Below are 23,454 nucleotides of genomic sequence, written 5' to 3'. Positions count from 1 at the left end.
GCCGAAAGAGAACCAGAGAGACGGAGGGGCTAGTCGGCTTACGCTTCGTCGGTGGCGTCACTCGACGCGTCGGCGTCAGATGCGTCGGCGTCTGCGGTCTCGTCGCCGGCCGCGTCCTCCTCGGCCTCGGCGATGTGTGCGTCGGCGATGACGGCGTCGAGGTCGATACCCTGCTCTTCGGCGATGGCTTCGAGAATCGCCCGCTGTTCGGCGTTCTCGGCTTCGAGTCGGTCGACGCGCGACTTCGTCTCGTTGACCGTCTCGCGGACCTCGACGACCTGCTCGCGCAGTTCGTTGAGCTTCTTGTACACGTCTTCGGCCATCTCTGCGACCTTCTGGAGCTTCTTCGCGGTTCCTCCGAGTGCCATGTGTCGCCTCTCGGACTCGGGGCTTGTACGACTTCCGGTGCGGCGTGGCCGGCACCGAAAACGCGAGCGCCGAAACCCGGGGACGACACCCGAGCACCTCAGCCGAGTTCGTTCGGGTCCACCCGGTCGACGAGGAATCGGAGGCCGACAAGCGCGACGACGCCGACGAAGACCAGCCCCGCGACGGCGGCCTTCGCGCCGACGCCCGCGGTCCCGAGCGCCAGTCGCGCGGCCGTGTTCGCGGGGTTCAGGGGCAGAAGCGACGTGCCCGCGAAGACGAGGAGCACGCCGATGGAGTACAGGAGTTGTGCCACCCGGCGGTCGGGCGACGTAATCGCCACCGCCGCGCCGAGGGTGACGACGACGGCCGACAGTCCGGCGACCATACCGAACAGCCACGGCACGCTCTCGATAGCGGTCCCGTTCAGTTGGAGGAGGAGCATCCACGCGATGGCCTGCACCGGGGCCAGTCCGCCGGCCGCGAGGAGCTTCCCGTCCACGACGGCCGCGAAGCTCACGGGCGCGACGCGGAGGAGTTCGAGCGTGCCGCGGGCGACCTCCTCGGCGAGCGAATCCACCACCAGCGACCCGGAGATGAACACGGGCAGGAACAGCAGAAGCGGGACGAGCACCGTGTAGGTGAAGCCGAAGTACGGGCTCGACTCCGTCGCCGGTGGGAGGGAAAGCGGGTCCGTTGCGAGGGACGCGCTCCGCTCCGCGCGCTCGGTGCGCTCCAGCTCGCGGAGCGCGTCGCGGAGGCGGACGACGACCGCCGTCGTCTCTACCCCCGAGTCGGGCGCGACAGCCGTGACTCGTATCCTGTCGTCTTCGCCCGTCGAGGCCTCTAAGACGGCATCGACCTCCCGCTGTTGGAACGCCGTCAGCGCGTCCGACGAGGAGGCGTACGGCCGCCCGCTGAGTCCGTCTTCGGTCCCGACGGCGCGGAGCAGGTCCTCGACGGCCTCCTCGTCGCCCGTGACGGCCACGTCGACCTGATAGCTCGCCGCGCCGGGGTCGTACAGCGAGACGAGGCCGACGACGAGGAACGACGAGAACGCCGCGACGAACAGCTGGATGGCCAGCGCCAGCACGATGGTCTTCTCCTTGCGGAGACTGCCGAGTTCGCGCCGGGCGATGGCGAATCGCGGGTTACCCAAGGGAGCTCACCACCTGCAGGTTGTAGACGAGGTGAATGGCGATTGCGCCCACGAGCGCGACGCCGTACGCCGAGCGCCCCCGACTCGCTCCGAAGGCGGTCACGCTGGCGGTCACCGCGTGGAGCACAAGCGGCGCGAGGAACAGCCCGAGGACGACGAGGACGCTCACGCCGGTGCCGTCGGCGATGCCGACGCCGGAGGGCGCGAAGGCGGTCTGTCCGAGGGTGAGAGACTGCAACCCGGCGAGTTGGGCGATGGCGGTGAACTTCTCGCCGACGAAGAAGCCGAGCCCCGAGAGCCCGCCGAGGACGAGCGACGACCGGAGCGTCCGGGAAAACCGCGCCTTCTCGAAGGCGGCGAGGACGTGGAGGCTCTTTGCCAGCTCCTCGACGACCGCGACCGCGACGAGAATCATCGGGACGGTCAGGTCGATGGGGAGGACGAAAAGCACGGCGATGGCCAGCAGTTCGGCGATGAAGACGAACGGAATCGACAGCGCCGACAGCGTCGCAACCGAGCGCGCCCGCGAGATGCGGCTGTCGAGCGCGTCGAGGAACTTCAGCGGGACCGGGCGTTGGGTGAACATGTCCTCCTCCCGGTAGACGCCGACGCCGAGCAGGAACAACACGCCCGCGGCGAGGAGAATCGGCCCGACCGAAAACAGGAACTCGCCGAGCGGAATCGACTCGCCGGCGAGGTCGCGGACGACGAGCGTCAGCGGCGAGATGAGCGCGATGGGCGTGATGTTCGTGAAGATGGCCGGGACGAACGTGTACGTCGTCAGGAACACCGACACCGTCACCGTGACGAACGTGAGCTCCTTGAACGACCGGGCGAACATCGCGCCGACGAACGTCGACGCGAGGAACAGCAGGCCGACGGGGACGACCGCGGCCACCGAGACGACGCCCCCGCCGACCGCCGCCGCGATTGCGACGGTGATAGCGACCGTGCCGAGCAGGTACGGGAGCGTCTTGCCGGCGACGATGTCGCCCGGCGAGATGGGCGCGACGAGGAGCAGTTCGCCGCGGCGGTTGATGCGCTCGTTGAGGACGCTCGACCCGTAGGCCTGAATCACGAAGTTCATCGGCACGAGGAAGGCGAAGGCGAGGACGAGCGAGGCAAAGGGGAACGGCGGGCTGATGCTCGCCGGCGACCCGCTGGTGTCGCCGCCGAACAGACCAGCCATCCCGCCGAGCGACGGGGCGTCGACACTGCCGTCGTCGGCCGCCGCGGCGTCGGACGCGCTCGGGCCGCCGCCGGCTGTCCCGCCCGCGGTGTCGCCGGTTCCACCGCCATCCCCTGCTTCGGTGTCGGTTCCGCCGCCGCCAGCAGTCCCGGGGTCGCCGCCACCGCCTGCACTGGCGTCGACGCGGCTTCCGGTCGGGACCAGCGCGTCCCGTTCGCGGTACTGGAGGTCCACGACGACGGGGAACGCGGCGGACTGGTTCTCCTCGCGGGCCATCTGTCGCTCGTTGTACGACTGGACCGCGTCGCGGAACGCGGCGTAGGCGGCCCGGCCGGTCTGCGTGTCCGCGACCGAGATGTGCGTCTCGCTGACGACGAGCTCGACGTTCGGGTCCGAGACGGGGCGCGGGTCGAGCGCCGACGACTGCTCGACCGCGTCGTAGTAGGGGTTGTCGCCGGCGATGCCGACGCGGTAGAGGTCGCGGTCGAGCGCGACGCCGCCGCCCGCCGCGCCCGCCGCGATGCCGCCGGCGACGAGGACGGCGACGAGGCCGATGACGGCGGTTCGGCGGTCGAGCGTCCCCGCCGAGCGCGACACCTCCCAGCGGGCGATGCGGAGGACGGTCCGGGCGTGCGCGACGAGTCGGGTTCGGCGGTCGCTCACGACTGCTCGTTCCCTCCGGCGACGCGCCGTTCGGGCTCGTCGACGGCGGTGGTCCCGCCGGCGCCCCCGCCGCGTCCGCCCTCGGCTTCGCTCGTCGTGGGCGCCTCGCGGGCGAGGCGGAGGAAGATGTCCTCCAGCGACGCCTCGTCGGTTCGGATGTCGGCGACGCGGCCGCCGGCGGCCTCGGCGCGCTCGCGGAGCGACTCGACGGCCGACATCTCGTCGACGACGGCGACGTGGCGCTCCTCGCCGTCGGCCTCGTCGTCCGCGGGGAGCGTCTCCGCGAGCGGGACGGTCGTGAACACGCGGTAGGTCGTCTCGCCGTGTTCCGCGCGAATCTCGGGGACCGTCCCGCGGGCGATGATTTCCCCGCGGTTCATGATGACCACGCGGTCGCAGATGGACTCGACGTGAAAGAGGTTGTGCGCGCTGAAGACGACGGTCTTGTCCTCGTCGCGGAGTTCGCGGACGAACTCCAAGACGACGTTCGTCGTCAGCGGGTCGAGGCCGCTGGCCGGTTCGTCGTAGATGAGCAGGTCGGGGTCGTTGACGAGCGACCGGGCGATGGCGACTTTTCGCTTCATTCCCTTCGACATGTCGCCGAGTCGCCGGTCGCGGTATTCGAGGTCGAGGCGGTCGAGCACCGCGCCGGTGCGCTCGTCGGCCACGTCGCGGGGCACGTCGTAGAGGTCGGCGAAAAACCGGAGGTACGACCGCGCCGTCATGTCCTCGTACAGCGGCGACTCCTCGGGGAGAAAGCCGAGTTTGCGCCGCATCGCCGGCTCCTCGGGGTCGTATCCGAGCACCGACGCCGACCCGCCGGTCGGCTCGACGAGCCCGGCGAGCATCTTCAGCGTCGTCGTCTTCCCCGCGCCGTTGGGGCCGACGATGCCGAACACCTCGCCCGACTCGACCGAGAAGTCGCTTCCCACGACGGCGGGGAAGTCGCCGTAGGTCTTCCGCAGGTTCTCGACCGTAATCATTGTGAGAGTTTCACGCGGGACGGCATAAAAAGCGTTCGCGCGGGGTTTCAGGATTGATAGCCTTCCCATTCGCGGGGCAACAGTTTCGCCGTCCCGCGGCTGACGAAAGGGGACGACCGCAGACGCCCGACGAGCGCCGTTAGTCGTACTCGTAGAAGCCCTTGCCCGTCTTCTTGCCGAGGTCGCCCGCCGCGACCTTGCGCTTGAGCAGGTACGCCGGCTTGTAGCGGTCGCCGAGCTCCTCGAACAGCGTCTCGGAGGCGTCCAGACAGATGTCGAGGCCGATGTGGTCCGCGAGGGTGAGCGGCCCCATCGGGACGTTCGTGCCGAGGGTCATGCCGCGGTCGATGTCCTCCTTTTCGGCGACGCCCTCGTCGTAGGCGCGGATGCCCTCGTTGAGCCACGGCATGAGGATGCGGTTGGTGACGAAGCCGGGCTTGTCGTCGGACTCCCACGTCTCCTTGCCGAGGTCCTCGGAGAACTCGTGGGCGAACGCGACGACGTCGTCGTCGGTCTTCTCGCCGCGGACGACCTCGACGCCCTTCATAATCGGCACGGGGTTCATGAAGTGGAGGCCGACGACGAGTTCGGGGCGCTCGGTCGCGGCCGCGATGGTCGTGATGGAGAGCGTGCTGGTGTTCGTCGCCAGCACGACGCCCTCCGGGACGATGTCGTCGAGGTCGGCGAAGACCTCGCGCTTGACGTCCATGTTCTCGACGGCCGCCTCGACCACGAGGTCGCAGTCGGCGAGGTCCGCGAGTTCGGTCGTCCCCGAGACGCGCCCTTTGGTCGCGTCGGCCTCCTCCGCGGTCAGTTTCTCCTTGGAGACGAATCGCGAGAGGCTGTCGTCGATAGCCGACAGGCCGCGCTCGACGTACTCGGGTTCGAGGTCGCGCATGACCACGTCGTAGCCGGCCATCGCGGCCACCTGCGCGATGCCGTTGCCCATCGTTCCCGCGCCGACGACGCCCACCGTGTCGATATCTTCGGTATCGTACATGTCCGGTTCTGCGCGAGGTGGGGGGGTAAAACTTGCCGATGCGTTCGGAATAGTGACAGACCCGTGACTACCACGGGAAGACTCAAGTCGGGCGCAAGAATGGGGATATGCAACGGTGACTGGGGTGAACGACGCCGGCAGATACGACGGAGACGACGCGAGCGGGGACGGAGGGGAAGCCGTCTCGGACGCGCGCCCGAGCGACGGCGAGGGCTCGACCCGGGGGAACGGGCCGGACGAGGGACCGAAAGACCCCGAGGAGGCGCTGACCCACCTGCTCAGACCGCGGGGCGACCGCGCGAGCGACGGCGTCCCGACCGAGCTACAGGACCTGAAATACGTCGGCCCGGCGACCGCCGACTGCCTCGCCGGGGCGAACATCGACGCGGCCGCTATCGTCGACGGCGAGGTGTGTTACCGCGACCTCGTCGCCGCGGGGACGAACCCCGGCGTGGCGGCGAAGATTCGGCGCTGGCACTCGCTTTCGTGGTCGTTCAACTCCGGCGACGACCTCGACCGGCGCTCGTCGCAGGTCCGCGGACTGGGCGACGACGAGCGCGCGTGGGTCGCCGCGAGTTCGGGCGACTGGGACGAGACCGGCGGCGCAGACGACGCCGACGACGGCGACAGCGACGGCGAGGCCGGCGATTGGACGCCGAGCGGCCGGGGCGAGACGACAGGGACGAACGGGTCCGCGCGAGACGGGGACTGGACGCCGTCGGGGTCTGAAGGCGGGCGGGACACGCCCTCGGGGCCGACGGCGTCGGGTGATTGGACGCCCAGCGGGCGGGAGACGACCGGCGCGTCGGCCGACGGCTCGGGAGACGCGCTCGCGGCCGAGGCGGCGTGGCGCGAGCGGTCGAAACCCGAACCGCTCACGACGCTCGCCGGCGTCGACGAGGCCGACGCCGAACTGCTCGCCGAGGCGGGCGTCCGGTCCGTCAGGCGACTCGCCACCGCCGACCCGGAACACGTCGCCGACGCCCTCCAAATCGACCCGACCGTCGTCAGCGCGTGGAAGGGCCAGGCGCGCGACGCCATGGAATGACCGCCGGTTCTGACTGCCGTCCGAATTTTTACTATCTGAGTAGTAATTTTTATTCGCATCGTATTCTCCCGTAATATTTTGTTACAGACCTCATAACGACTGAATCCAGCAATATCTCCTAAACCACTCTAGACGCAGTATTTATATAGGTAGTTACACCATTTTGAATCAGATGATGCCCGGTTCCGACACGGCCGTCGACTCCCCGCAGACGGTATCTTCCGCCCCGACGACGCTCGGGGGCAGTTCCCGCCTCGCCGACGACTCGCCGACGACTCGCCGACGCTCCGAGGGGTGGGCCTGATGGCGACGACAGACATCAACACCGCCGAGACCGCCCGCGACGTGCGGACCATCGACGGCGTGGTCGACGTCATCGCGAGCACCGCGCCCGAGATTCGGACCGGCCTGCCCGGCCGGCGCGTCACCGCCGAAGACGAGAACCCGAGCGGCGAGACGCAGATGGCCGCCGACGTGTTCGCCGACGACCTCCTCTGCGAGCGCATCGGCGCGCTCGACGGCGTCGGCGAGTACGCCAGCGAGGAGCGGCCCGAGTCCGTGGACGTTGGCACCGGTCGCCTGTCGGTCGCTGTCGACCCGCTCGACGGCTCGTCTAACCTGAAGCCGAACAACACGATGGGGACCATCTTCGCGGTGTACGAGGCCCCCCTGCCGGCCCACGGCCGCGACCTCGTCGCCGCCGGCTACGTCCTCTACGGCCCGGTCATGACGATGGTCGTCGCCCGCAACGGGACCGTCGACGAGTACGTCATCCACGACGACGCGAGCCACGAGCTCGTCCGCGAGGACGTTACGCTCCCCGACGAGGGGTCGGTGTACGGCTTCGGCGGCCGCGTCCCCGACTGGACCGACGACTTCGAGGCGTTCGCCCGCGAGGTCGAACAGGACGCCTCGCGTAAGCTCCGCTACGGCGGGTCGATGATCGGCGACGTGAACCAGATTCTGACCTACGGCGGCATCTTCGCGTACCCGACGCTGGAGTCCGCCCCCGAGGGCAAACTCCGCGTCCAGTTCGAGGGCTACCCCATCGGCTACGTCATCGAGACGGCCGGCGGCGCGACCTCCGACGGCACGAAGTCGCTTCTCGACGTGGACAAGGACGAACTCCACGCGCGGACCCCGATGTACGTCGGCAACACCGACCTCGTGGCGATGCTCGAAGCCGCGCTGGACTGAGCGCGCCCGACTCGTCGACCACAGTAACCGCACCGACCGCACCGAGCGAACCGAAACGACCGGGCACACTCGTTTTCCACGGACTCCGCAGTCGATAGCGACTGGTCTCCGAGCGGACTGCGGCCGGACTGCCGCCGGCCTCTATTCGACCGCCCGGCAAATCGTGCATGGAAAACCATTTTGAATACGGTGGTGCATCACCGAGTATGAAGGTCAGAATCGGCGACGGCGCGACCGGCGACGAGGCCGAGGCCATCGCCAACGCGCTGGCGCGACACCTCGGGACGGACGTGAACGTCTTCGTCGGCGACGGCGAGGAGGCCGTCGCGGACGCCGAACCGCCCGCGGACACCTTCCCGCTGGACGACGACATGGGACCGACAGAGCGCGAGGAGAAACTCCGCGAGGAAATCGCGGACATCCTCGGCGGCGGCCCCGAGAAGTACAAACAGCGCCTGCCGGAGTCGGGAAAGCTGTTCGTCCGCGACCGCCTCGACCTCTGGTTCCCCGACGGGCTGGCGTTCGAAGACGGCAAGTTCGCCAACTTCGACTCGTGGCACGAGAACTCTCCCGAGGTCGACGAGGCGGACCCGAACACCCGCCTCCCCGGCGACGGCTTGCTCACGGGGGCCGCCGAGTTCGAAGGGCGCGACCTCCACTTCATGGCCAACGACTTCACGGTCAAGGCCGGGTCGATGGCCCGCCGCGGCGTCGAGAAGTTCCTCCGGATGCAACAGCGGGCGCTCAAGACGGGCAAGCCGGTGCTCTACCTGATGGATTCTTCCGGCGGCCGCATCGACCAGCAGACCGGCTTCTTCGCCAACCGCGAGGGCATCGGGAAGTACTACTACAACCACTCGATGCTCTCGGGGTACGTCCCGCAGATTTGCGTCCTCTACGGGCCGTGTATCGCCGGCGCGGCCTACACGCCCGTCTTCGCCGACTTCACGGTCATGGTCGAGGGGATGTCCGCGATGGCCATCGCCTCGCCGCGCATGGTGAAGATGGTCACCGGCGAGGAGATTTCCATGCAGGACCTCGGCGGCGCGCGGATGCACGCCGAGGAGTCCGGGAGCGCCGACCTCGTCGCCCGCGACGAGGCCCACGCCCGCGAACTCGTCGCCCAACTCGTCACCTACCTCCCCGACAAGGCCGGCGAGAAGCCGCCGCGCTCCGAGTCGAAACCGCCGCGGTACTCGCCCGACGGCATCGACGAACTCATCCCCGAGTCGCCGAACCGACCCTACGACGCCCACGACCTCATCGAGCGCGTCGTCGACGCCGAGTCGGTGTTCGAACTGAAGCCCGACTACGGCGAGGAAATCGTCACCGCGTTCGCCCGCATCGACGGCCGCCCGGTCGGCATCGTCGCCAACCAGCCCACCGAGCGCTCGGGAGCCATCTTCCCCGACGCCGCCGAGAAGGCCGCGGAGTTCATCTGGACCTGCGACGCCTACGAGATTCCGCTCCTCTACCTCTGTGACACGCCCGGCTTCATGGCCGGCTCGCAGGTCGAAAAAGACGCCATCCTCGAGAAGGGAAAGAAGTTCATCTACGCCACGTCGTCGGCGACGGTGCCCAAGCAGACCGTCATCGTGCGGAAGGCCTACGGCGCGGGCATCTACGCCATGGGTGGCCCGGCCTACGACCCCGAGAGCGTCATCGCGCTCCCCTCGGGGGAGATCGGCATCATGGGCCCCGAGGCCGCCATCAACGCGGTGTACGCGAACAAGCTCGCCGACATCGACGACCCCGAAGAACGGGCGCGGATGGAAGACGAACTCCGCGAGGAGTACAGAGAAGACATCGACGCCCACCGGATGGCGAGCGAGGTCGTCATCGACGAAATCGTCCCGCCGTCGACCCTCCGCGACGAGCTTGCGGCCCGCTTCGAGTTCTACGCGGACGTGGACAAGTCGCTCCCCGACAAGAAACACGGGACCGTCATCTGAGCCGACTCGGGGGTTAATGCTCTGTTTTTCCGGCGGGTAATCTCACGGTAACTGACCTAAGCGGTTCGTACTGAGGGTGTCGGGGGTGCTACGGACGCTATCGCCTGCTGACTCCCGTCCCGCTCCACCGCGTCCCGCCCGTCGTCTCGGCCCGGTTTCGGGAACTGTCGCCTGCCGATAGCCCGCCATGAGCCACGAACTCCCCATTCCCGAGACGCCCCGACCGGCACTCACACACGCGGTGAGCGACGAGCACGTCCTCTGGACCGTGACGATGCTGGCGTTCGTCCTCGACGTGCTGACGACGCTCTACGGTCTCGGCCGGGGACTGGCCGAACTGAACCCCGTCGTTCTCGCGCTCATGCCCGCGCTCGGGCCGGTGGGTGCGCTCATCTCGCTGAAACTCGTCGTGCTCGCGGTCGCGGTCGTCGCGTGGCACGTCCTCCCGAGTCGCTACCGCGGGGCGATTCCAATCGGCGTGGCCGTCCCGTGGGGCGTCGCCGGGCTGATGAACACGCAACTCATCCTCGTCACGGTGTTCGGGTAGGCCGCCGGAGCGAGTCGAGAAGCACGGCCCACGCGAGCCCCGCCAGTCCGATGTCGCGGGCGAGCACGTCGCCGAACAGGCCCCCCTCGACGACGAAGACGACCGCGAGGTAGAGACACGTCGCCGACAGCGAGACGGCCGCGACGGCGCTCGCGAGGCCGGTGTAGCGGTCGGCGACGATGGCCGCGCCGAAGCCGACTTCGAGGACGCCGTTTACGAGCATGAACGTCACCGGCGAGACGACGAGCAACGGCGCGAGCCACGGGACGACGTAGGCCGACCACGAAAGCGGGTCCAGAAGTTTGTGGACGCCCGCGGCCAACACCATCGCGCCGAGGCCGACTCGGGCGACGGTCGCCGGTTCGGGGGCGCGGTCGGCGACCGACGCGGCCCGGTCGCTGGCCGACGCGACTCGCGCAGAGAGACCGTCGAAATCCATGTCCGGCTTAGCGACGCCGGAGAGAAAACGGTGCGGGTGGGTTGGAGGCCGGTCCAGTCAGCCGGTTCAGGCGTCGTCCGCGTCGGCGTCGACATCGTCGGCGAACTCGCGTTTCAGCGACAGCGCCGTGCGCTCGAACTCGCAGACGAGTTCGTCGTCCTGATTGAACACCTCGACGCGCATCGTCACCACGCCGCGCTCGCCGTCGGAGGTCTCGCGCTTGTCGAGGACGGTCGTCTGCGCCCGGAGCGTGTCGCCGTAGAACACCGGGTTCGGGTGGGACACGTCGTCGTAGCCGAGGTTCGCCACGATGGTCCCGTCGGTCGTGTCGGGAATCGAGAGGCCGACCGCGAGGCTCATCGTGTAGAGGCCGTTGACCAGTCGCTCGCCGAACTGCGAGTCGGCCGCGAACTCGGCGTCGAGGTGGAGCGGTTGCTGATTCATCGTCATGTCGCAGAACCGCTGGTTGTCCGACTCCGAGACGGTGCGGCGCTTTTCGTGTTCGATGGTCCGGCCGACCTCGAACTCCTCGTAGTACAGACCGGTCATAGTGGTGCGTGTGATAGACCGTGATAAAACCGTGCCGGTCGGTCGCACCGTGTGACAACTATTGCCCCGAACAAAACTAGATAACAACCATTATAATTATCCACAATAGAGGATTGCGAAAGCGCCCGATGGCGGCTGATTCGGTCGGCCGTTCGGTCGACGGTTCGGCCGTCACTGCGGGCGCGGGACAACGCGTCTGTCCCCCGGCACAGCCGGCGCTCGGCCGGCACGACCAATCATGGCATCCGCAGTACCATCCACCGCGACGGACGACGAACCGACCGAAGAGACAGCCCTCCAGACGGCCCGCCGACAGCTCGAACGCGCGGCGGCGAACCTCGACGTCGACCCCGGCGTCATCGAGCGGCTTCGGCATCCGAATCAGGTTCACCGCGTCTCGGTGCCGCTCGAGCGCGACGACGGTTCGACCGCGGTCTACACCGGCTACCGCGCCCAGCACGACAGCGTCCGCGGCCCCTACAAGGGCGGCCTCCGGTTCCACCCCGGCGTGACCGAGGCCGAGTGCATCGGGCTCTCGATGTGGATGACGTGGAAGTGCGCCGTGATGGACCTGCCCTTCGGCGGCGGCAAAGGCGGCATCGTCGTCGACCCCAAGGACCTCTCGGCCGACGAGAAAGAGCGGCTCACCCGGCGGTTCGCCGAGGAGCTTCGGCCCTTCATCGGCCCCACGAAGGACATCCCCGCGCCCGACATGGGAACCGACGCCCAGACGATGGCGTGGTTCATGGACGCCTACTCGATGCAGGAAGGCGAGACGAAGGCGGGCGTCGTGACGGGCAAGCCGCCCGTCGTCGGCGGGAGCGAGGGCCGCGACACCGCGCCCGGCCGCTCCGTCGCCATCATCGCCCGTGAGGCCATCGACTACCTCGGCTGGGACGTCGAAGACACCACCGTCGCGGTCCAGGGGTTCGGCTCGGTCGGCGCGCCCGCCGCGCGACTCCTCGACGACGAGGGCGCGACGGTCGTCGCCGTCTCCGACGTGAACGGGGCCATCTACGACCCCGACGGCCTCGACACGCACGACGTGCCGACCCACGAGGAAGAGCCCGAGGCGGTCATGAAGTACGACGCGCCGCGGAAGCTCTCGAACGAGGAACTGCTCGAACTCGACGTCGACGTGCTCATCCCGGCCGCCGTCGGCAACGTCCTGACCGCCGAGAACGCCGGCGACGTGCAGGCTGACCTCGTCGTCGAGGGCGCGAACGGTCCGACCACCTCCGCGGCGAGCGAGATTTTCGAGGAACGCGAGATTCCGGTCGTCCCCGACATCCTCGCCAACGCCGGCGGCGTCACCGTCTCGTACTTCGAGTGGTTGCAGGACCTCAACCACCGCTCGTGGTCGCTCGAACGCGTCCACGACGAACTGGAGACGGAGATGCTCCGCGCGTGGACCGCCGTCCGCGAGCGCGTCGAGGAACACGACGTGACGTGGCGCGACGCCGCCTACATGGTCGCGCTCGAACGCGTCTCCGAGGCCCACGAACACCGCGGCCTCTGGCCCTGAGCCGGGTCGCCGACGCGTCGATATTTCACCGCCCCCCTCGATACACACACCATGCCCCGACGAAGCGTCCTGTTTTCCCCCGGCGACCGACCCGAACTCCTGCGGAAGGCCCCCGGCGCGGGCGCGGACGTGCTCGTCTTCGACCTCGAAGACGCCGTCTCGCCCGACAGGAAAGCCGAAGCCCGCGAGACCGTCGCCGCGGTCCTCGCGGACCCCGAGTTCGACCCGGACGCCGAGGTCGCGGTCCGCGTCAACCCCGGTGCCGCCGGGCGCGACGACATCGAGGCCGTCTGCGCCGAACACCCGCCGGACGTGCTGGTCGTCCCGAAGGCGACGAGCGCCGAGGACGTGACGAGCGTCGCCGGCGCGGCCCGCGAGGTCGGCGCTGACTGTCCCGTCATCGCCATCGTCGAGAGCGCGGCGGGCGTCCTCGCCGCGCCCGAGGTCGCGGCCGCGCCCGACACCGCCGCCGTCGTCTTCGGCGCGGAGGACTTCGCCGCCGACGTGGGCGCGACCCGGACCGGCGACGGGACCGAGGTGCTCTACGCCCGCGAGCGCGTCGTCGTCGCGGCCGCGGCCGCCGGCGTCGACGCCATCGACACGCTCCACGTCGATTATCAGGACGAGGCGGGACTCCGCGAGGACGCCGCGTTCGGTCGGCGACTCGGCTACGACGGGAAACTCGCCATCCACCCCGCGCAGGTGCCCGTCATCAACGAGGCGTTCTCACCCGACGACGAGGACGTCGCGTGGGCGAAAAAGGTGCTTCGCGCCCGCGACGAGGCCGCAGAGGAGGGCCGGGGCGTCTTCGGCGTCGACGGCGAGATGATAGACGCCCCGCTCGTCAAGCAGGCCGAGAACATTCTCGACCGCGCCGGCGAGTCGTACTGAGCGCGCCCCGGCCGGCGCGCCGTCGCGGTCGGCGCACCGACTGCCACGTTTTATCGTTGGGTATGTGTCTCAATACTGTGGTATGCTAAAATCCCCGCTACGCTTAACCGGATGCCCGGAGCGTATTAGGGCATGGCACAAGAGGCGAATCCCTTCGAGAGTCTACAGGAGCAAATCGACGACGCGGCCGCCTACCTCGACGTGCGAGACGACGTTATCGAGCGGCTGAAGAACCCCGAGCGAGTCCTCGAAACGAACCTCGCCGTCGAGATGGACGACGGCGACGTGGAGCTGTTTCGCGCCTACCGGTCGCAGTTCAACGGCGACCGCGGCCCGTACAAAGGCGGGATTCGCTACCACCCGAACGTCAGCCGCGACGAGGTGAAGGCGCTCTCGGGCTGGATGGTGTACAAGTGCGCCGTCGTGGACATCCCCTACGGCGGCGGCAAGGGCGGCATCGTCATCGACCCCAAGGCGTACTCCGAGTCCGAGCTCGAACGCATCACCCGGTCGTTCGCCAAGGAGCTTCGGCCCCTCATCGGCGAGAGCCGCGACATCCCCGCGCCCGACGTGAACACCGGCCAGCGCGAGATGAACTGGATTAAGGACACCTACGAGACCCTCGAAAACACCACCGCGCCGGGCGTCATCACCGGCAAGGCGCTCTCGAACGGCGGAAGCGAGGGCCGCGTCGAGGCGACCGGGCGCTCGACGATGCTCACCGCCCGCGAGGCGTTCGACTACCTCGGCCGCGACATCGAGGGCGCGACCGTCGCCGTCCAGGGCTACGGGAACGCCGGCTCCGTCACCGCGAAGCTCATCGAGGACCTCGGTGCGACGGTCGTCGCCGTCTCCGACTCCTCCGGCGGCGTCTACGACCCCGACGGCCTCGACACCCGCGCGGTCAAGGGGTTCAAAAACGAGACGGGCACCGTCTCCGACTACGAGGGAACGGAGGCCATCACCAACGAGGAGCTTCTCACCCTCGACGTGGACCTGCTCGTCCCCGCCGCGCTGGAGAACGCCATCGACGGCGAACTCGCCCACGACGTGAACGCGGACGTGGTCGTCGAGGCCGCCAACGGCCCGCTCACGCCCGACGCCGACGACGTGCTCACCGAGCGCGAGGTCCACGTCTTCCCCGACATCCTCGCCAACGCCGGCGGCGTCACCGTCTCGTACTTCGAGTGGGTCCAGAACCGCCAGCGGTTCTACTGGACCGAACAGCGCGTCAACGACGAGCTGGAGCGCGTCATCGTCGACGCCTTCGAGGAACTCGTCGACGCCTACGAGACCCACGACCTGCCGAACTTCCGCACCGCGGCCTACGTCGTCGCCATCCGCCGCGTCGTCGACTCCTACGACTCCGCCGGCAACTGGCCGTAGGGTCGAGGTCAGTCGTCGTCTCGGCGTTTCGTCGTGCCGCCTCAGCGGTTTCGTCGTGCCGCCTCAGCGGTTTCGTCGTGCCGCCTCGTCGCCTCGCTTTTCGACCGTTTCGCCCGCCGTGCCGTGTCCGCCGCAGTCGCCGACGCCGGCGATTCTGTGCATGGTGGTGAATATCACTCGGAGCGGCCGATGCCGGGGGATTCAAGTCGGTGTAGGTCGCGTCATTCATCGATGCGTCAGGACCACCTCATCTCCGCGTCGCACCTCTCGCGGGAGGACATCGAGGCGGTGCTCGACCGCGCGGCCGACATCGACGCCGACCCGGCCGCGTTCCGGCAACGACACGCCGGAAAGGTTCTCGGGCTCTGTTTCTTCGAGCCGAGCACGCGAACCCGGATGAGCTTCGACTCCGCGATGAAACGCCTCGGCGGCCAGACCGTCGATATGGGCCCGGTCGAGTCGTCGTCGGTCAAGAAGGGCGAGACGCTCGCCGACACCGTCCGCGTGGTCGAGGGCTACGCGGACGCGCTCGTGCTCCGCCACCCGAGCGAGGGCGCGGCCACGATGGCCTCCGAGTTCGTCGACGTGCCGCTCGTCAACGCGGGCGACGGCGCGGGCCAGCACCCGAGTCAGACCCTGCTGGACCTCTACACCATCCGGGAGAACGCCGGCCTCGACGACCTCACCATCGGCATCATGGGCGACCTGAAGTACGGCCGGACGGTCCACTCGCTGGCCGAGGCGCTGACGAACTTCGACGCCAGCCAGCACTTCATCAGCCCCGAGAGCCTGCGGCTCCCCCGGAACGTCCGCTACGACCTCCACGCCTCGGGCGCGCAGGTCAGAGAACACACCGAACTCGACGAGGTGCTCCCCGAACTCGACGTGCTCTACGTGACGCGCATCCAGCGCGAGCGCTTCCCCGACGAAAACGAGTACCGCAAGGTCGCGGGGCAGTACCAGATCGACTCGGAGACGCTGGAAGCGGCGTCCGACGACCTCACAATCATGCACCCGCTCCCCCGCGTGGACGAGATTTCGCCGGACATCGACGACACCGACCACGCGACGTACTTCGAACAGGCCCACAACGGCATCCCGGTCCGGATGGCGCTTCTGGACATCCTCCTCTCCCAAGACGATGACTGACGACCACCAACTCCGCGTCTCGAAGATTCGAAACGGCACCGTCATCGACCACGTCGCCGCGGGACAGGCGCTCAACGTCCTCGCCATCCTCGGCATCGACGGCACCAGCGGGGAGGCGGTCTCGGTCGGGATGAACGTCCCCTCCGACCGCCTCGGCCGCAAGGACATCGTGAAGGTCGAGGGCCGCGAGCTGAGCCAGTCCGAGGTGGACGTGCTGTCGCTCATCGCGCCCGCCGCGAGCATCAACATCGTCCGCGACTACGACGTGGTCGAGAAGAACCGGGTCGTCCGCCCCGACGCCGTCGCGAGCATCATCTCGTGTCCGAACAGAAACTGCATCTCGAACGCCGACGAACCCATCCAGTCCCGCTTTACGGTCCTCTCGGACGGCGTGCGCTGTGACTACTGCGAGACCATCGTCCGCGAGGACGAAGTCGCGGCCAACCTCGACGTGAACTGACCGGCGTTACGGGTCGTCCAACCCCCTTTTTCTCGCGGCGCTCGCCGGACAGCGGTGGTCCCCGTCGGCGAACTCGACGCCGTCGAACTCGAATCTCGCGCCGCCTGTCGCCGCGGCCCCGACGGAGACCGACCAGCCGTGGGCCTCCGCCAGCGACCGGACGATGTCGAGGCCGAAGCCCGTCCCCTCGGCCGAGGTGGTGAAGCCGCGTTCGAACACCCGCGCGGCGTCGGCGGCGGCGATGCCGGAGCCGTCGTCTTCGACCGCGACCGTCCCCTCGGCGGGCGACGCGGTGACGCGGACGGTCAGCGGCGAGGCCCGCTCGTCCGCGGTCCCGTGTTCCACAGCGTTCCGAAACAGGTTCTCGAACAGCCGCTGGAGCCGGCCGGGGTCGGCGTGGACCGTCGCGGTCGACTCGACGACGAGCGTCGCGTCGCCCGTCTCGACCGTGTCCCACGCGCGGCGGGCGACCGCCTCGACGGAGACGGGCGTGAACTCGACGACGGCCGTCCCGCGGCGGGCCGCGGTCAACACGTCGGTGACGATGTCGTCGATTCGGGTCAGCGAGGTGGCGACCCGGTCGAGGTTCGCGGAGTCGTTCGCCCGTCGTTCGAGGTCGAGAAAGCCGATCGCGACGGAAAGCGGGTTCCGAAGGTCGTGCGAGAGGACCCGCGCGAACTCGCCGAGGCGCTCGTTTTGCTGTGCGAGGCGCTCTTCGTGTTGCCGGCGGGTCGTGATGTCGCGGCCGACGCCGCAGAAGCCGACGAGCTCCCCGTCAGGTCCCGCGAGCCGGCGGCCGGTGAGTTGGAACAACAGCGCGCCGTCGTCGGTCGGCAACCGCGCTTCGACGACGGTCGTTCCCGTTCGGATGACCTCCTCGACAGCGCGCTCGACCGCCGGGCGGTCGGCCTCGTGGAAGAACGCGTCGGCCGACATCCCGGTGAGTTCGGCGGCCGACATCCCGGTGAGCTCCGTGAGCCGCTCGTTCCACGAGACGAGTTTCCCCTCGCGGTCGTAGACGTAGAACACGTCGTCGAGCGCGTCGAGGGCGTCCTCGATGAACCAACTCGCGTCGGCCGGGGTCGCCCCCCGGTCGAACGCGTCGATGGCGACCCGCGCCTTGTGGTGTTCGCAGGCGAGCCGCCGGACGCGCGAACCGAGCGCGTCGTCAGAGGGCGCGTCGGCGGGGGCGTCGGTGCCATCGCCGTCGCTGTCGCCGCTGTCGTCGCCGTTGTCGCGCTCGGCCCGCCGCAGGACCGCCACACGGTCGAGGTAGGCGTCGATACCCAAATCGACCAGTTCCGTCACGGCGTGGTCGGCGTCGTCGGTCGCGAGGAAGACCACCGGGAGGTCGTCGTCGGTCGCGAGGAAGACCACCGGGAGGTCGTCGTCGGTCGCGCGAACCTCGCGGAGCAGGGCGACGCCGTCGCCGTCGGGGAACGCCGCGCCGAGGACGAGACAGTCGTACGCGTCGCCGTCGAGGGCGCGGCGGGCGGCGGCGAGCGTCGCCGCCGAGTCGACGACGGCGGGCGAGACCGCCCGCTGGACGGCGCGGAAAATCGCGCGGTCGCCGTCGGCGGAAAGGACGCGAATCGAGGAGTCGAGTGGCATCGGGCGGAAGGAACGAACTGAACGACAAACAGAATGGTCTCAGATAATATAACGTTTCTGTGAATTCTCACAAAAAATGAACCGCAGTAGAGCGCGAGTGGCCAGTTCCCAGTCACCTGCGCGCGTTCTCCCGGTGTCGTAATCACTTAGTGCGGTGCGGTCGAAGTTCTCGGTATGTCCAAGAAGGCCAAACTGGTCCTGGTACTGGCGCTCATCGCGGTCCTCTACACCGTGTTTTCCGGTAGCGGAGAGACCGTCGAAGTCGAAATCGAAGAGTAACCACGTTCTCGGCGCTCGGTCGACTCCGACCGAGTCTGCCCGACTCTCGACCGTCCAGCGGCCGAGCCGGGGAGCGAGCCGCACGCCCGAGAGCGAACGACTTACCCGACGCCCGCGCGAAGGCGGAGCCATGTACGGGGTCGTCACGCGCAACGAGGAGGAAGTCGACTGGCCGGAGTTCGACCGCGGGTTCTACGAGGTCAAAGACGTGACCGGCCGGGCGGCCGAACCGCTGTCGAACGCCGTCAACATGATCTCGTGTTTCGGCGACAACGCCGCCGCCAACGAGAGCCCCGAACTGGTCCCCGTCGACGGCGAGGGGAACCCGGCGACGCGCGACCGCACGTACTTCGACTGGGCGTACATCTGCCCGACGAACGAGAGGTACCGCGCCGGCCTGCTGGAAATCGTCGCGGACGCCGCCGCGGCCAACGGCGACGTGCGCCTCGACGACGTGGGCTTCCCCCGCGACGAGTACTGCCGGTGTGAGCGGTGTACCTCGCAGTTCGAGGCGTGGGCCGACGACCGCGACCGCGACGCCGACGACGAGGGCGCGTGGTTCGAGTGGCGCGCCGAGGTCATCACCGAGTTCGTCGCCGACGCCGCCGAGCGCGTCCCCGGCCGCCTGTATCTCACGCTGTATCCCGACCCCTACCCGGGCCACCTCTATCGCCGCGCCGGCCTCGACATCGAGGCGCTCTCGGAGTACGTCGACGAGTTCGTCGTCCCGCTGTACGACACCCACTACGGGACGACCTACTGGCTCGAAACCATCGCCCGCGGCTTCGTCTCCCTTCTGGAGCCGTACGACGCCGACTTCTCGCTCGAACTGTACGCCGTGAACGTGGACGTGGACGACCTCATCCACGCCATCGAGGTCGCAGACGAGTACGCCAAAGACGTGCTGTTCGGCTACGACGCGAGCAACGCCGCCGCGACGCTCCGCCGGATGACCGCCGACGGCTCGCGCGGGAAGACCTACCACCCCGACGACGCGACCCGCTGAGCGCGGGGCTCATCGGCGAGGCGACCGCCCCGGAACCGACCTCAGAACGCGCCGGCGAGGTAGCCGATGACGACGATGCCGAGGAGGAAGACGAGCGTCGCGAACGCGAACAGGGCGAACATCAGTCGCCGCTGTCCGCTCGTCGGTTGTGCCATGGACGTTCTCCGGACCGCATCCACTTATGATAGTCGGCGCTCCGGACGGTCCCGCTGGGCGGTCCACCCCCGCCTCAGTCGAGGTCTTCGATTGGGTCCGCGTTGCCGAAGTACGGGTCGGGACCGTCGCCGGGGGCCGCCCATTCGACGGCGTTGTCGAGGACGGTGCGAACCTCCGCCTGCTCGTAGATTGGGTAGGTCTCGTGGCCCGGCCGGAAATAGAAGACGCGGCCCTTGCCGCGGGTGTAACAACAGCCCGAGCGGAACACCTCGCCGCCCTCGAACCACGACGTGAACACGAGTTCGTCCGGCGCGGGGATGTCGAACCGCTCGCCGTACATCTCGGCGCGGGGGACCTCGAACGACTCGGGAAGCCCGTCGGCGATGGGGTGGCCCGGCTCGACGACCCAGACGCGCTCTTTCTCGCCCGACTCGCGCCACTTCAGCGAGCAGGTCGTCCCCATCAGGCGCTTGAACGGCTTGGAGTAGTGCCCCGAGTGGAGCACGAGAAGCCCCATCCCGTCGCGGACGCGGTCGACCACGCGGTCCACGATGTCGTCGTCCACCTCGTCGTGGGCCTTGTGGCCCCACCACGCCAGCACGTCGGTGTCGTCGAGGACCGACTCGGTGAGCCCGTGTTCGGGTTCGTCCAGCGTGGCGGTCTGCACGTCGTAGCCGGCCTCGCGGAGCCCTTCGGCTATCGTCGCGTGGATGCCGTCGGGGTAGATTTCGGCGACCTCGTCGTCTTCCTTCTCGTGTCGGTACTCGTTCCAGACGGTGACGGTGACCATACTCCCGGCGTCGCCGGGCGGCGACAAGTATGCACCGAACGCGGGGCCGGCGGAGGCGCGAGGCCGGGTGAGACCGCCCGACTGCCCGGCTACGTCCCTTCGAACTCCGGTTCTCGGCGACTCACGAACGACTCCAGCCCCTCGGCGTGGTCGTCGGTGTCGAGTATGACCGCCTGCGCCGACGCCTCGTGTTCGATGGCCGCCTCGATGGAGTCGTCGGGGCGGCGGAGCAGGCGCTTGGAGGCGGTGAGCGCCTTCGTCGGGCCGCCGGCGATGCGCTCCGCGAGGGCGGCGAGGTCGGCCTCGAACTCGTCCTCGCCCGCGACGCGGTTGACGACGCCGAGTTCGAGCGCCCGCTCGGGACCGAGTTCCTCGCCGGTGTAGACGAGTTCCATGGCGACGTTGCGCCCGACGAGTCGGGGAAGGAGGTACGACGCGCCCGAATCGACCGCGAGGCCGACCCGGCGGAAGCCGAAGCTGACGAAGGCGTCTTCGCGGAGGAGTTGGAGGTCGCAGGCGATGGCGAGCGCGCCGCCCGCGCCCACGGCCGGGCCGTCGATGGCCGCGACCGTCGGCAGGTCGCACTCGTAGACGCGGCGCACGGCGTCGGCGGTGTCGCGGACGACGTGGTCGACCGCCTCGGGGAGCGACATCGCGTCGGCCTGTAGCTCCAGCATGGCGTTCACGTCGCCGCCGGCGCAGAACGCGCCCGCCTCGTCGCTCCCGCGGACGACGACACAGCGCGCCGCGTCGGGGAGCGAGTCCAGCGCCTCGCGCACGCCCGCGGTCACCTCGACCGTCAGCGCGTTCCGAACCGCCGGGGCGTCCAGCGTCACCGTCGCCACGCCGCCGTCGAGCGCGAGCCGTACCGCGTCGGAGTCGAGTTCGACCTCGGTCATCCCCCGGGACGACGTGCAGAATCGTGAAAAACGTTGGGTCCGTGGAGAGTTGAAGGGCCGGCGGCCGGTTTACGGGAACACCGCGGACACGTCGATTCCGAGTCCGGGCCCGTCGGGGAGACGCATCCGGCCGTCGCGCACGGGTGCCGGGTCGGCCGCGAGGTCGGAATCGAGGAGCGAGGCGGTCGCCAGCCCGTGGGCCCGGTCGCCGGGGAGCGACGCCGCGACGTGGAGCGCGCCGAGTCGGGCGACGACGGCGTCGATGGTGGTCGTGACGACGACGGCCACGCCGGCGTCGCGGGCGCGGGCGGCGAGGTCGCGGACGCGGTCCGGGCCGCCGAGCGCCATCGGCTTGCAGACGAGCACGTCCGCCGCGTTCGAGGCGATGGCCCGTCCCACCGGGACCGCCGAAAGCGACTCGTCGAGCGCGATGGGCGTGTCGTGGAGCCGTCGGAGCGCGGCGTGGCCGTCGAGTTCGTCGGCCGGAAGCGGCTGTTCGAGGTAGTCGAGGTCGAGGACCGACTCCTTGACCGAGTCGAGAAAGCGGTCGGCGGTCCAGCGGTCCCACGCGGCGTTCGCGTCGGCCCGGAGCGACACGTCGGGACCGACCGCCTCGCGGACCGCCCGCAGGCGCGCCACGTCGTCGGTCGGGTCCCGCGCGCCGACCTTCAGTTTGAGGCAGTCGTACCCCGACGCGACGGCGGTTTCGGCGGCCTCGACGGTCGCCTCGGGACCGTCGTCGCCGAGGGTCGCGTTCACCGGAAGCGAGGTGTGGGGGTCGGTGTCTAGGGCCGCGGCGAGCGGCCGGCCGGCGGCGCGAGCGCGGGCGTCGGCGACGGCGAGCGAGACGGCGTGTCTCGCGGCGGGCGCGTCAGCGAGCGTCCCGTCTTCGAGCGGGGACTCGGGGTCGGCGTCACCGGTGGCGTCGTCTTCGGCGAGCCCGGCGAGCGCGTCACGGCAGTCGGCGAACGACTCGGTCCAGCCCGGAAGCGGGGTCGCCTCGCCGACGCCGGTTTCGCCCGCGACGTCGACCGCGACGAGGAGCCCCTCGCGGCGCTCGATATCGCCCGCGGCGGTCGAAAGCGGCGTTCGGAGGTCGACGGCGAACTCGCGGACGCGCATCGTCACGCGAGGACGAGGCCGACCGAGAAGAGGACGGCGTAGAGCGCGAGGAGTTTCCCCGTGTCTTCGAGCGCGGGGTTGAGCTTCTCGCCTTTCGTCTCGGTCACGACGGTCCGCGCGATGCGGGCCGCGACGGGCATCGAGAACATGGGGAGAAGGACGAACCAGTCGAAGCCGGCGCGGGTCCAGAGGTAGACGGGGACGGCGTAGGCGAGCGCGAGCATGGCGAGGTACTCGGCGCGGGCGAAGCCGTAGCCGAACCGGACCGCGAGCGTCCGCTTGCCCGTGGTCGCGTCTTCCTCCTTGTCGCGGACGTTGTTCACGACGAGGATGTTCGTGGAGATGGCCGCCATCGGGAGGCTGGCGAGGACGGCGGCGAGCGTGACGGTCCCCTCGGGAATCCCGACCGTGAGGGGGGCGGCGAGGACGCTCGCGGCCTGCACGTAGAACGTGCCGACGACGGCGACGAGACCGAAGAAGACGAAGACGAACAGGTCGCCGAGGCCGTGGTAGCCGAGGGGGTACGGACCGCCGGTGTAGGCGATGCCCGAAGCGACCGAGAGCAGGCCGATGACGAGGATGGGCACGCCGCCGACGTAGACGAGGTACGTGCCGAGGAGGACGGCGGCGGCGAAGGTGAGATACATCGCCCGCTTGACCTCGGCCGGGGGGATGAGTCCGCCCGCGGTGACGCGGGTGAAGCCCTCGCGGGCCTCGGTGTCCGCGCCCTGCACCGCGTCGTAGTAGTCGTTGGCGAAGTTGGTCCCGACTTGGATGAGGAGCGCGCCCGCGAGCGCCGCGAGCGCGGGGAGCGGGGCGAACAGGTCGGCGTGGACGGCCACCGCGGTGCCGACGACGACCGGCGCGGCGGCCGCCGGAAGCGTCTGCGGCCGCGACGCCATCACCCACGCCCGCCTGCGAGAGATGTCCTGCGTGCTCATTGTCTGCATACGAGTGCCGGAGCAGTGAGTAAGTTCCTATCCGAAAGCGCGCGACCCCGAGGCGATGAGTGGGAGAACACGGTGGCTCGGCGGTCGCGCCGCCCCCGACGAGGCGCGTTCTCCCCGGCGTCGGCGACGACGTGGTCA

At 69.2% G+C, this 23,454-nt stretch carries 23 protein-coding genes; 11 read left to right on the top strand and 12 right to left on the bottom strand.

The window, feature by feature from the left end:
• Positions 1-38: 38 nt before the first annotated feature.
• The 5 genes from C441_RS03135 to C441_RS03115 all read right to left on the bottom strand — a co-directional run bounded on the left by C441_RS03135 (position 39) and on the right by C441_RS03115 (position 5,360).
• Positions 39-368, bottom strand: a complete 330-nt coding sequence (locus tag C441_RS03135; protein WP_007273748.1) for a DUF5798 family protein — start codon at positions 366-368, stop codon at positions 39-41.
• Between the two features lie 98 nt (positions 369-466).
• Positions 467-1,525, bottom strand: a complete 1,059-nt coding sequence (locus C441_RS03130) for an ABC transporter permease (RefSeq protein ID WP_007273747.1) — start codon at positions 1,523-1,525, stop codon at positions 467-469.
• Complete coding sequence (locus C441_RS03125; protein ID WP_007273746.1) at positions 1,518-3,377, bottom strand: ABC transporter permease; 1,860 nt, start codon at positions 3,375-3,377, stop codon at positions 1,518-1,520. Before C441_RS03125 ends, C441_RS03130 begins: the two co-directional genes overlap by 8 nt.
• Positions 3,374-4,360 carry an ABC transporter ATP-binding protein gene (locus C441_RS03120; protein ID WP_007273745.1) on the bottom strand — a complete coding sequence of 329 codons (987 nt, stop codon included), beginning with the start codon at positions 4,358-4,360 and terminating at the stop codon, positions 3,374-3,376. Before C441_RS03120 ends, C441_RS03125 begins: the two co-directional genes overlap by 4 nt.
• A 139-nt stretch (positions 4,361-4,499) precedes the next feature.
• Positions 4,500-5,360, bottom strand: a complete 861-nt coding sequence (locus C441_RS03115; RefSeq protein WP_007273744.1) for a 3-hydroxyacyl-CoA dehydrogenase family protein — start codon at positions 5,358-5,360, stop codon at positions 4,500-4,502.
• A 124-nt stretch (positions 5,361-5,484) separates the two neighbouring features.
• On the opposite strand from C441_RS03115, the gene C441_RS03110 reads away from it, so the two are divergent.
• The 5 genes from C441_RS03110 (at position 5,485) to C441_RS03095 (ending at position 10,104) form a co-directional block, all read left to right on the top strand.
• Complete coding sequence (locus tag C441_RS03110; protein WP_007273743.1) at positions 5,485-6,408, top strand: helix-hairpin-helix domain-containing protein; 924 nt, start codon at positions 5,485-5,487, stop codon at positions 6,406-6,408.
• Positions 6,409-6,583: 175 nt separating this feature from the next.
• Positions 6,584-6,712: a hypothetical protein gene (locus tag C441_RS20470; protein WP_275040255.1), complete on the top strand. Its 129-nt coding sequence runs from the start codon at positions 6,584-6,586 to the stop codon at positions 6,710-6,712.
• Entirely contained in the window at positions 6,712-7,605 is an 894-nt protein-coding gene (locus C441_RS03105; protein ID WP_007273742.1) for a class 1 fructose-bisphosphatase, read from the top strand. The genes C441_RS20470 and C441_RS03105 overlap by 1 nt, the downstream gene beginning before the upstream one ends.
• 206 nt (positions 7,606-7,811) lie before the next feature.
• Entirely contained in the window at positions 7,812-9,557 is a 1,746-nt protein-coding gene (locus C441_RS03100) for an acyl-CoA carboxylase subunit beta (RefSeq protein WP_007273741.1), read from the top strand.
• Between the two features lie 187 nt (positions 9,558-9,744).
• Positions 9,745-10,104: a DUF5658 family protein gene (locus C441_RS03095; RefSeq protein WP_007273740.1), complete on the top strand. Its 360-nt coding sequence runs from the start codon at positions 9,745-9,747 to the stop codon at positions 10,102-10,104.
• Here C441_RS03095 and C441_RS03090 read toward each other — a convergent pair.
• Positions 10,088-10,543, bottom strand: coding sequence for a DoxX family membrane protein (locus C441_RS03090; RefSeq protein WP_007273739.1), 456 nt, complete (start codon positions 10,541-10,543; stop codon positions 10,088-10,090). The genes C441_RS03095 and C441_RS03090 overlap by 17 nt on opposite strands.
• Before the next feature lie 66 nt (positions 10,544-10,609).
• Positions 10,610-11,140: a MaoC family dehydratase gene (locus C441_RS03085; RefSeq protein ID WP_338041842.1), complete on the bottom strand. Its 531-nt coding sequence runs from the start codon at positions 11,138-11,140 to the stop codon at positions 10,610-10,612.
• Positions 11,141-11,330: 190 nt separating this feature from the next.
• On the opposite strand from C441_RS03085, the gene gdhB reads away from it, so the two are divergent.
• The 5 genes from gdhB to pyrI all read left to right on the top strand — a co-directional run bounded on the left by gdhB (position 11,331) and on the right by pyrI (position 16,503).
• Complete coding sequence (gene gdhB, locus C441_RS03080) at positions 11,331-12,617, top strand: glutamate dehydrogenase GdhB (protein ID WP_007273737.1); 1,287 nt, start codon at positions 11,331-11,333, stop codon at positions 12,615-12,617.
• 51 nt (positions 12,618-12,668) lie between these two features.
• A complete protein-coding gene (locus C441_RS03075) occupies positions 12,669-13,508 on the top strand; it encodes an HpcH/HpaI aldolase/citrate lyase family protein (RefSeq protein ID WP_007273736.1) in 840 nt (279 codons plus the stop codon).
• Between the two features lie 132 nt (positions 13,509-13,640).
• A complete protein-coding gene (locus tag C441_RS03070) occupies positions 13,641-14,894 on the top strand; it encodes a Glu/Leu/Phe/Val family dehydrogenase (RefSeq protein WP_004969967.1) in 1,254 nt (417 codons plus the stop codon).
• Between the two features lie 231 nt (positions 14,895-15,125).
• On the top strand, positions 15,126-16,043 hold the full coding sequence (gene pyrB, locus C441_RS03065) for an aspartate carbamoyltransferase (RefSeq protein ID WP_007273735.1): 918 nt from the start codon (positions 15,126-15,128) through the stop codon (positions 16,041-16,043).
• The gene (pyrI, locus tag C441_RS03060) at positions 16,036-16,503 is read left to right on the top strand and encodes an aspartate carbamoyltransferase regulatory subunit (protein WP_004043480.1); all 468 of its coding nucleotides are present in this window, start codon (positions 16,036-16,038) and stop codon (positions 16,501-16,503) included. Before pyrB ends, pyrI begins: the two co-directional genes overlap by 8 nt.
• A gap of 6 nt (positions 16,504-16,509) precedes the next feature.
• On the opposite strand, the gene C441_RS03055 is transcribed toward pyrI, so the two are convergent.
• Positions 16,510-18,114, bottom strand: a complete 1,605-nt coding sequence (locus C441_RS03055) for an ATP-binding protein (protein WP_007273734.1) — start codon at positions 18,112-18,114, stop codon at positions 16,510-16,512.
• A gap of 409 nt (positions 18,115-18,523) precedes the next feature.
• Here C441_RS03055 and C441_RS03050 point away from each other — a divergent pair, with 409 nt between their 5' ends.
• On the top strand, positions 18,524-19,399 hold the full coding sequence (locus C441_RS03050; protein ID WP_007273733.1) for a hypothetical protein: 876 nt from the start codon (positions 18,524-18,526) through the stop codon (positions 19,397-19,399).
• 229 nt (positions 19,400-19,628) lie between these two features.
• Here C441_RS03050 and C441_RS03045 read toward each other — a convergent pair whose 3' ends face one another.
• The 4 genes from C441_RS03045 to C441_RS03030 form a co-directional block, all read right to left on the bottom strand.
• Positions 19,629-20,345 (bottom strand): ThuA domain-containing protein, encoded by a 717-nt coding sequence (locus C441_RS03045; RefSeq protein WP_007273732.1) that lies wholly within the window; start codon positions 20,343-20,345, stop codon positions 19,629-19,631.
• 89 nt (positions 20,346-20,434) lie between these two features.
• Positions 20,435-21,244, bottom strand: a complete 810-nt coding sequence (locus tag C441_RS03040; RefSeq protein ID WP_007273731.1) for an enoyl-CoA hydratase/isomerase family protein — start codon at positions 21,242-21,244, stop codon at positions 20,435-20,437.
• A 69-nt stretch (positions 21,245-21,313) separates the two neighbouring features.
• Complete coding sequence (menC, locus tag C441_RS03035) at positions 21,314-22,366, bottom strand: o-succinylbenzoate synthase (RefSeq protein WP_193363596.1); 1,053 nt, start codon at positions 22,364-22,366, stop codon at positions 21,314-21,316.
• 2 nt (positions 22,367-22,368) lie between these two features.
• Complete coding sequence (locus C441_RS03030; protein ID WP_049920392.1) at positions 22,369-23,307, bottom strand: 1,4-dihydroxy-2-naphthoate polyprenyltransferase; 939 nt, start codon at positions 23,305-23,307, stop codon at positions 22,369-22,371.
• Positions 23,308-23,454 lie beyond the last annotated feature (147 nt).

Origin of the sequence: Haloferax sulfurifontis ATCC BAA-897 (assembly GCF_000337835.1) — an archaeon.
Classification (GTDB): domain Archaea; phylum Halobacteriota; class Halobacteria; order Halobacteriales; family Haloferacaceae; genus Haloferax; species Haloferax denitrificans.
This window is presented reverse-complemented; position numbering and strand designations above follow the sequence as displayed.

Coding starts and splice junctions, on each gene's coding strand:
- C441_RS03135 (WP_007273748.1), bottom strand. CDS start 368: ATGGCACTCGGAGGAACCGCGAAGAAGCTCCAGAAGGTCGCAGAGATG.
- C441_RS03120 (WP_007273745.1), bottom strand. CDS start 4,360: ATGATTACGGTCGAGAACCTGCGGAAGACCTACGGCGACTTCCCCGCC.
- C441_RS03115 (WP_007273744.1), bottom strand. CDS start 5,360: ATGTACGATACCGAAGATATCGACACGGTGGGCGTCGTCGGCGCGGGA.
- C441_RS20470 (WP_275040255.1), top strand. CDS start 6,584: ATGCCCGGTTCCGACACGGCCGTCGACTCCCCGCAGACGGTATCTTCC.
- C441_RS03105 (WP_007273742.1), top strand. CDS start 6,712: ATGGCGACGACAGACATCAACACCGCCGAGACCGCCCGCGACGTGCGG.
- C441_RS03100 (WP_007273741.1), top strand. CDS start 7,812: ATGAAGGTCAGAATCGGCGACGGCGCGACCGGCGACGAGGCCGAGGCC.
- C441_RS03095 (WP_007273740.1), top strand. CDS start 9,745: ATGAGCCACGAACTCCCCATTCCCGAGACGCCCCGACCGGCACTCACA.
- C441_RS03090 (WP_007273739.1), bottom strand. CDS start 10,543: ATGGATTTCGACGGTCTCTCTGCGCGAGTCGCGTCGGCCAGCGACCGG.
- gdhB (WP_007273737.1), top strand. CDS start 11,331: ATGGCATCCGCAGTACCATCCACCGCGACGGACGACGAACCGACCGAA.
- C441_RS03075 (WP_007273736.1), top strand. CDS start 12,669: ATGCCCCGACGAAGCGTCCTGTTTTCCCCCGGCGACCGACCCGAACTC.
- C441_RS03070 (WP_004969967.1), top strand. CDS start 13,641: ATGGCACAAGAGGCGAATCCCTTCGAGAGTCTACAGGAGCAAATCGAC.
- pyrB (WP_007273735.1), top strand. CDS start 15,126: ATGCGTCAGGACCACCTCATCTCCGCGTCGCACCTCTCGCGGGAGGAC.
- pyrI (WP_004043480.1), top strand. CDS start 16,036: ATGACTGACGACCACCAACTCCGCGTCTCGAAGATTCGAAACGGCACC.
- C441_RS03055 (WP_007273734.1), bottom strand. CDS start 18,114: ATGCCACTCGACTCCTCGATTCGCGTCCTTTCCGCCGACGGCGACCGC.
- C441_RS03050 (WP_007273733.1), top strand. CDS start 18,524: ATGTACGGGGTCGTCACGCGCAACGAGGAGGAAGTCGACTGGCCGGAG.
- C441_RS03045 (WP_007273732.1), bottom strand. CDS start 20,345: ATGGTCACCGTCACCGTCTGGAACGAGTACCGACACGAGAAGGAAGAC.
- C441_RS03040 (WP_007273731.1), bottom strand. CDS start 21,244: ATGACCGAGGTCGAACTCGACTCCGACGCGGTACGGCTCGCGCTCGAC.
- menC (WP_193363596.1), bottom strand. CDS start 22,366: ATGCGCGTCCGCGAGTTCGCCGTCGACCTCCGAACGCCGCTTTCGACC.
- C441_RS03030 (WP_049920392.1), bottom strand. CDS start 23,307: ATGAGCACGCAGGACATCTCTCGCAGGCGGGCGTGGGTGATGGCGTCG.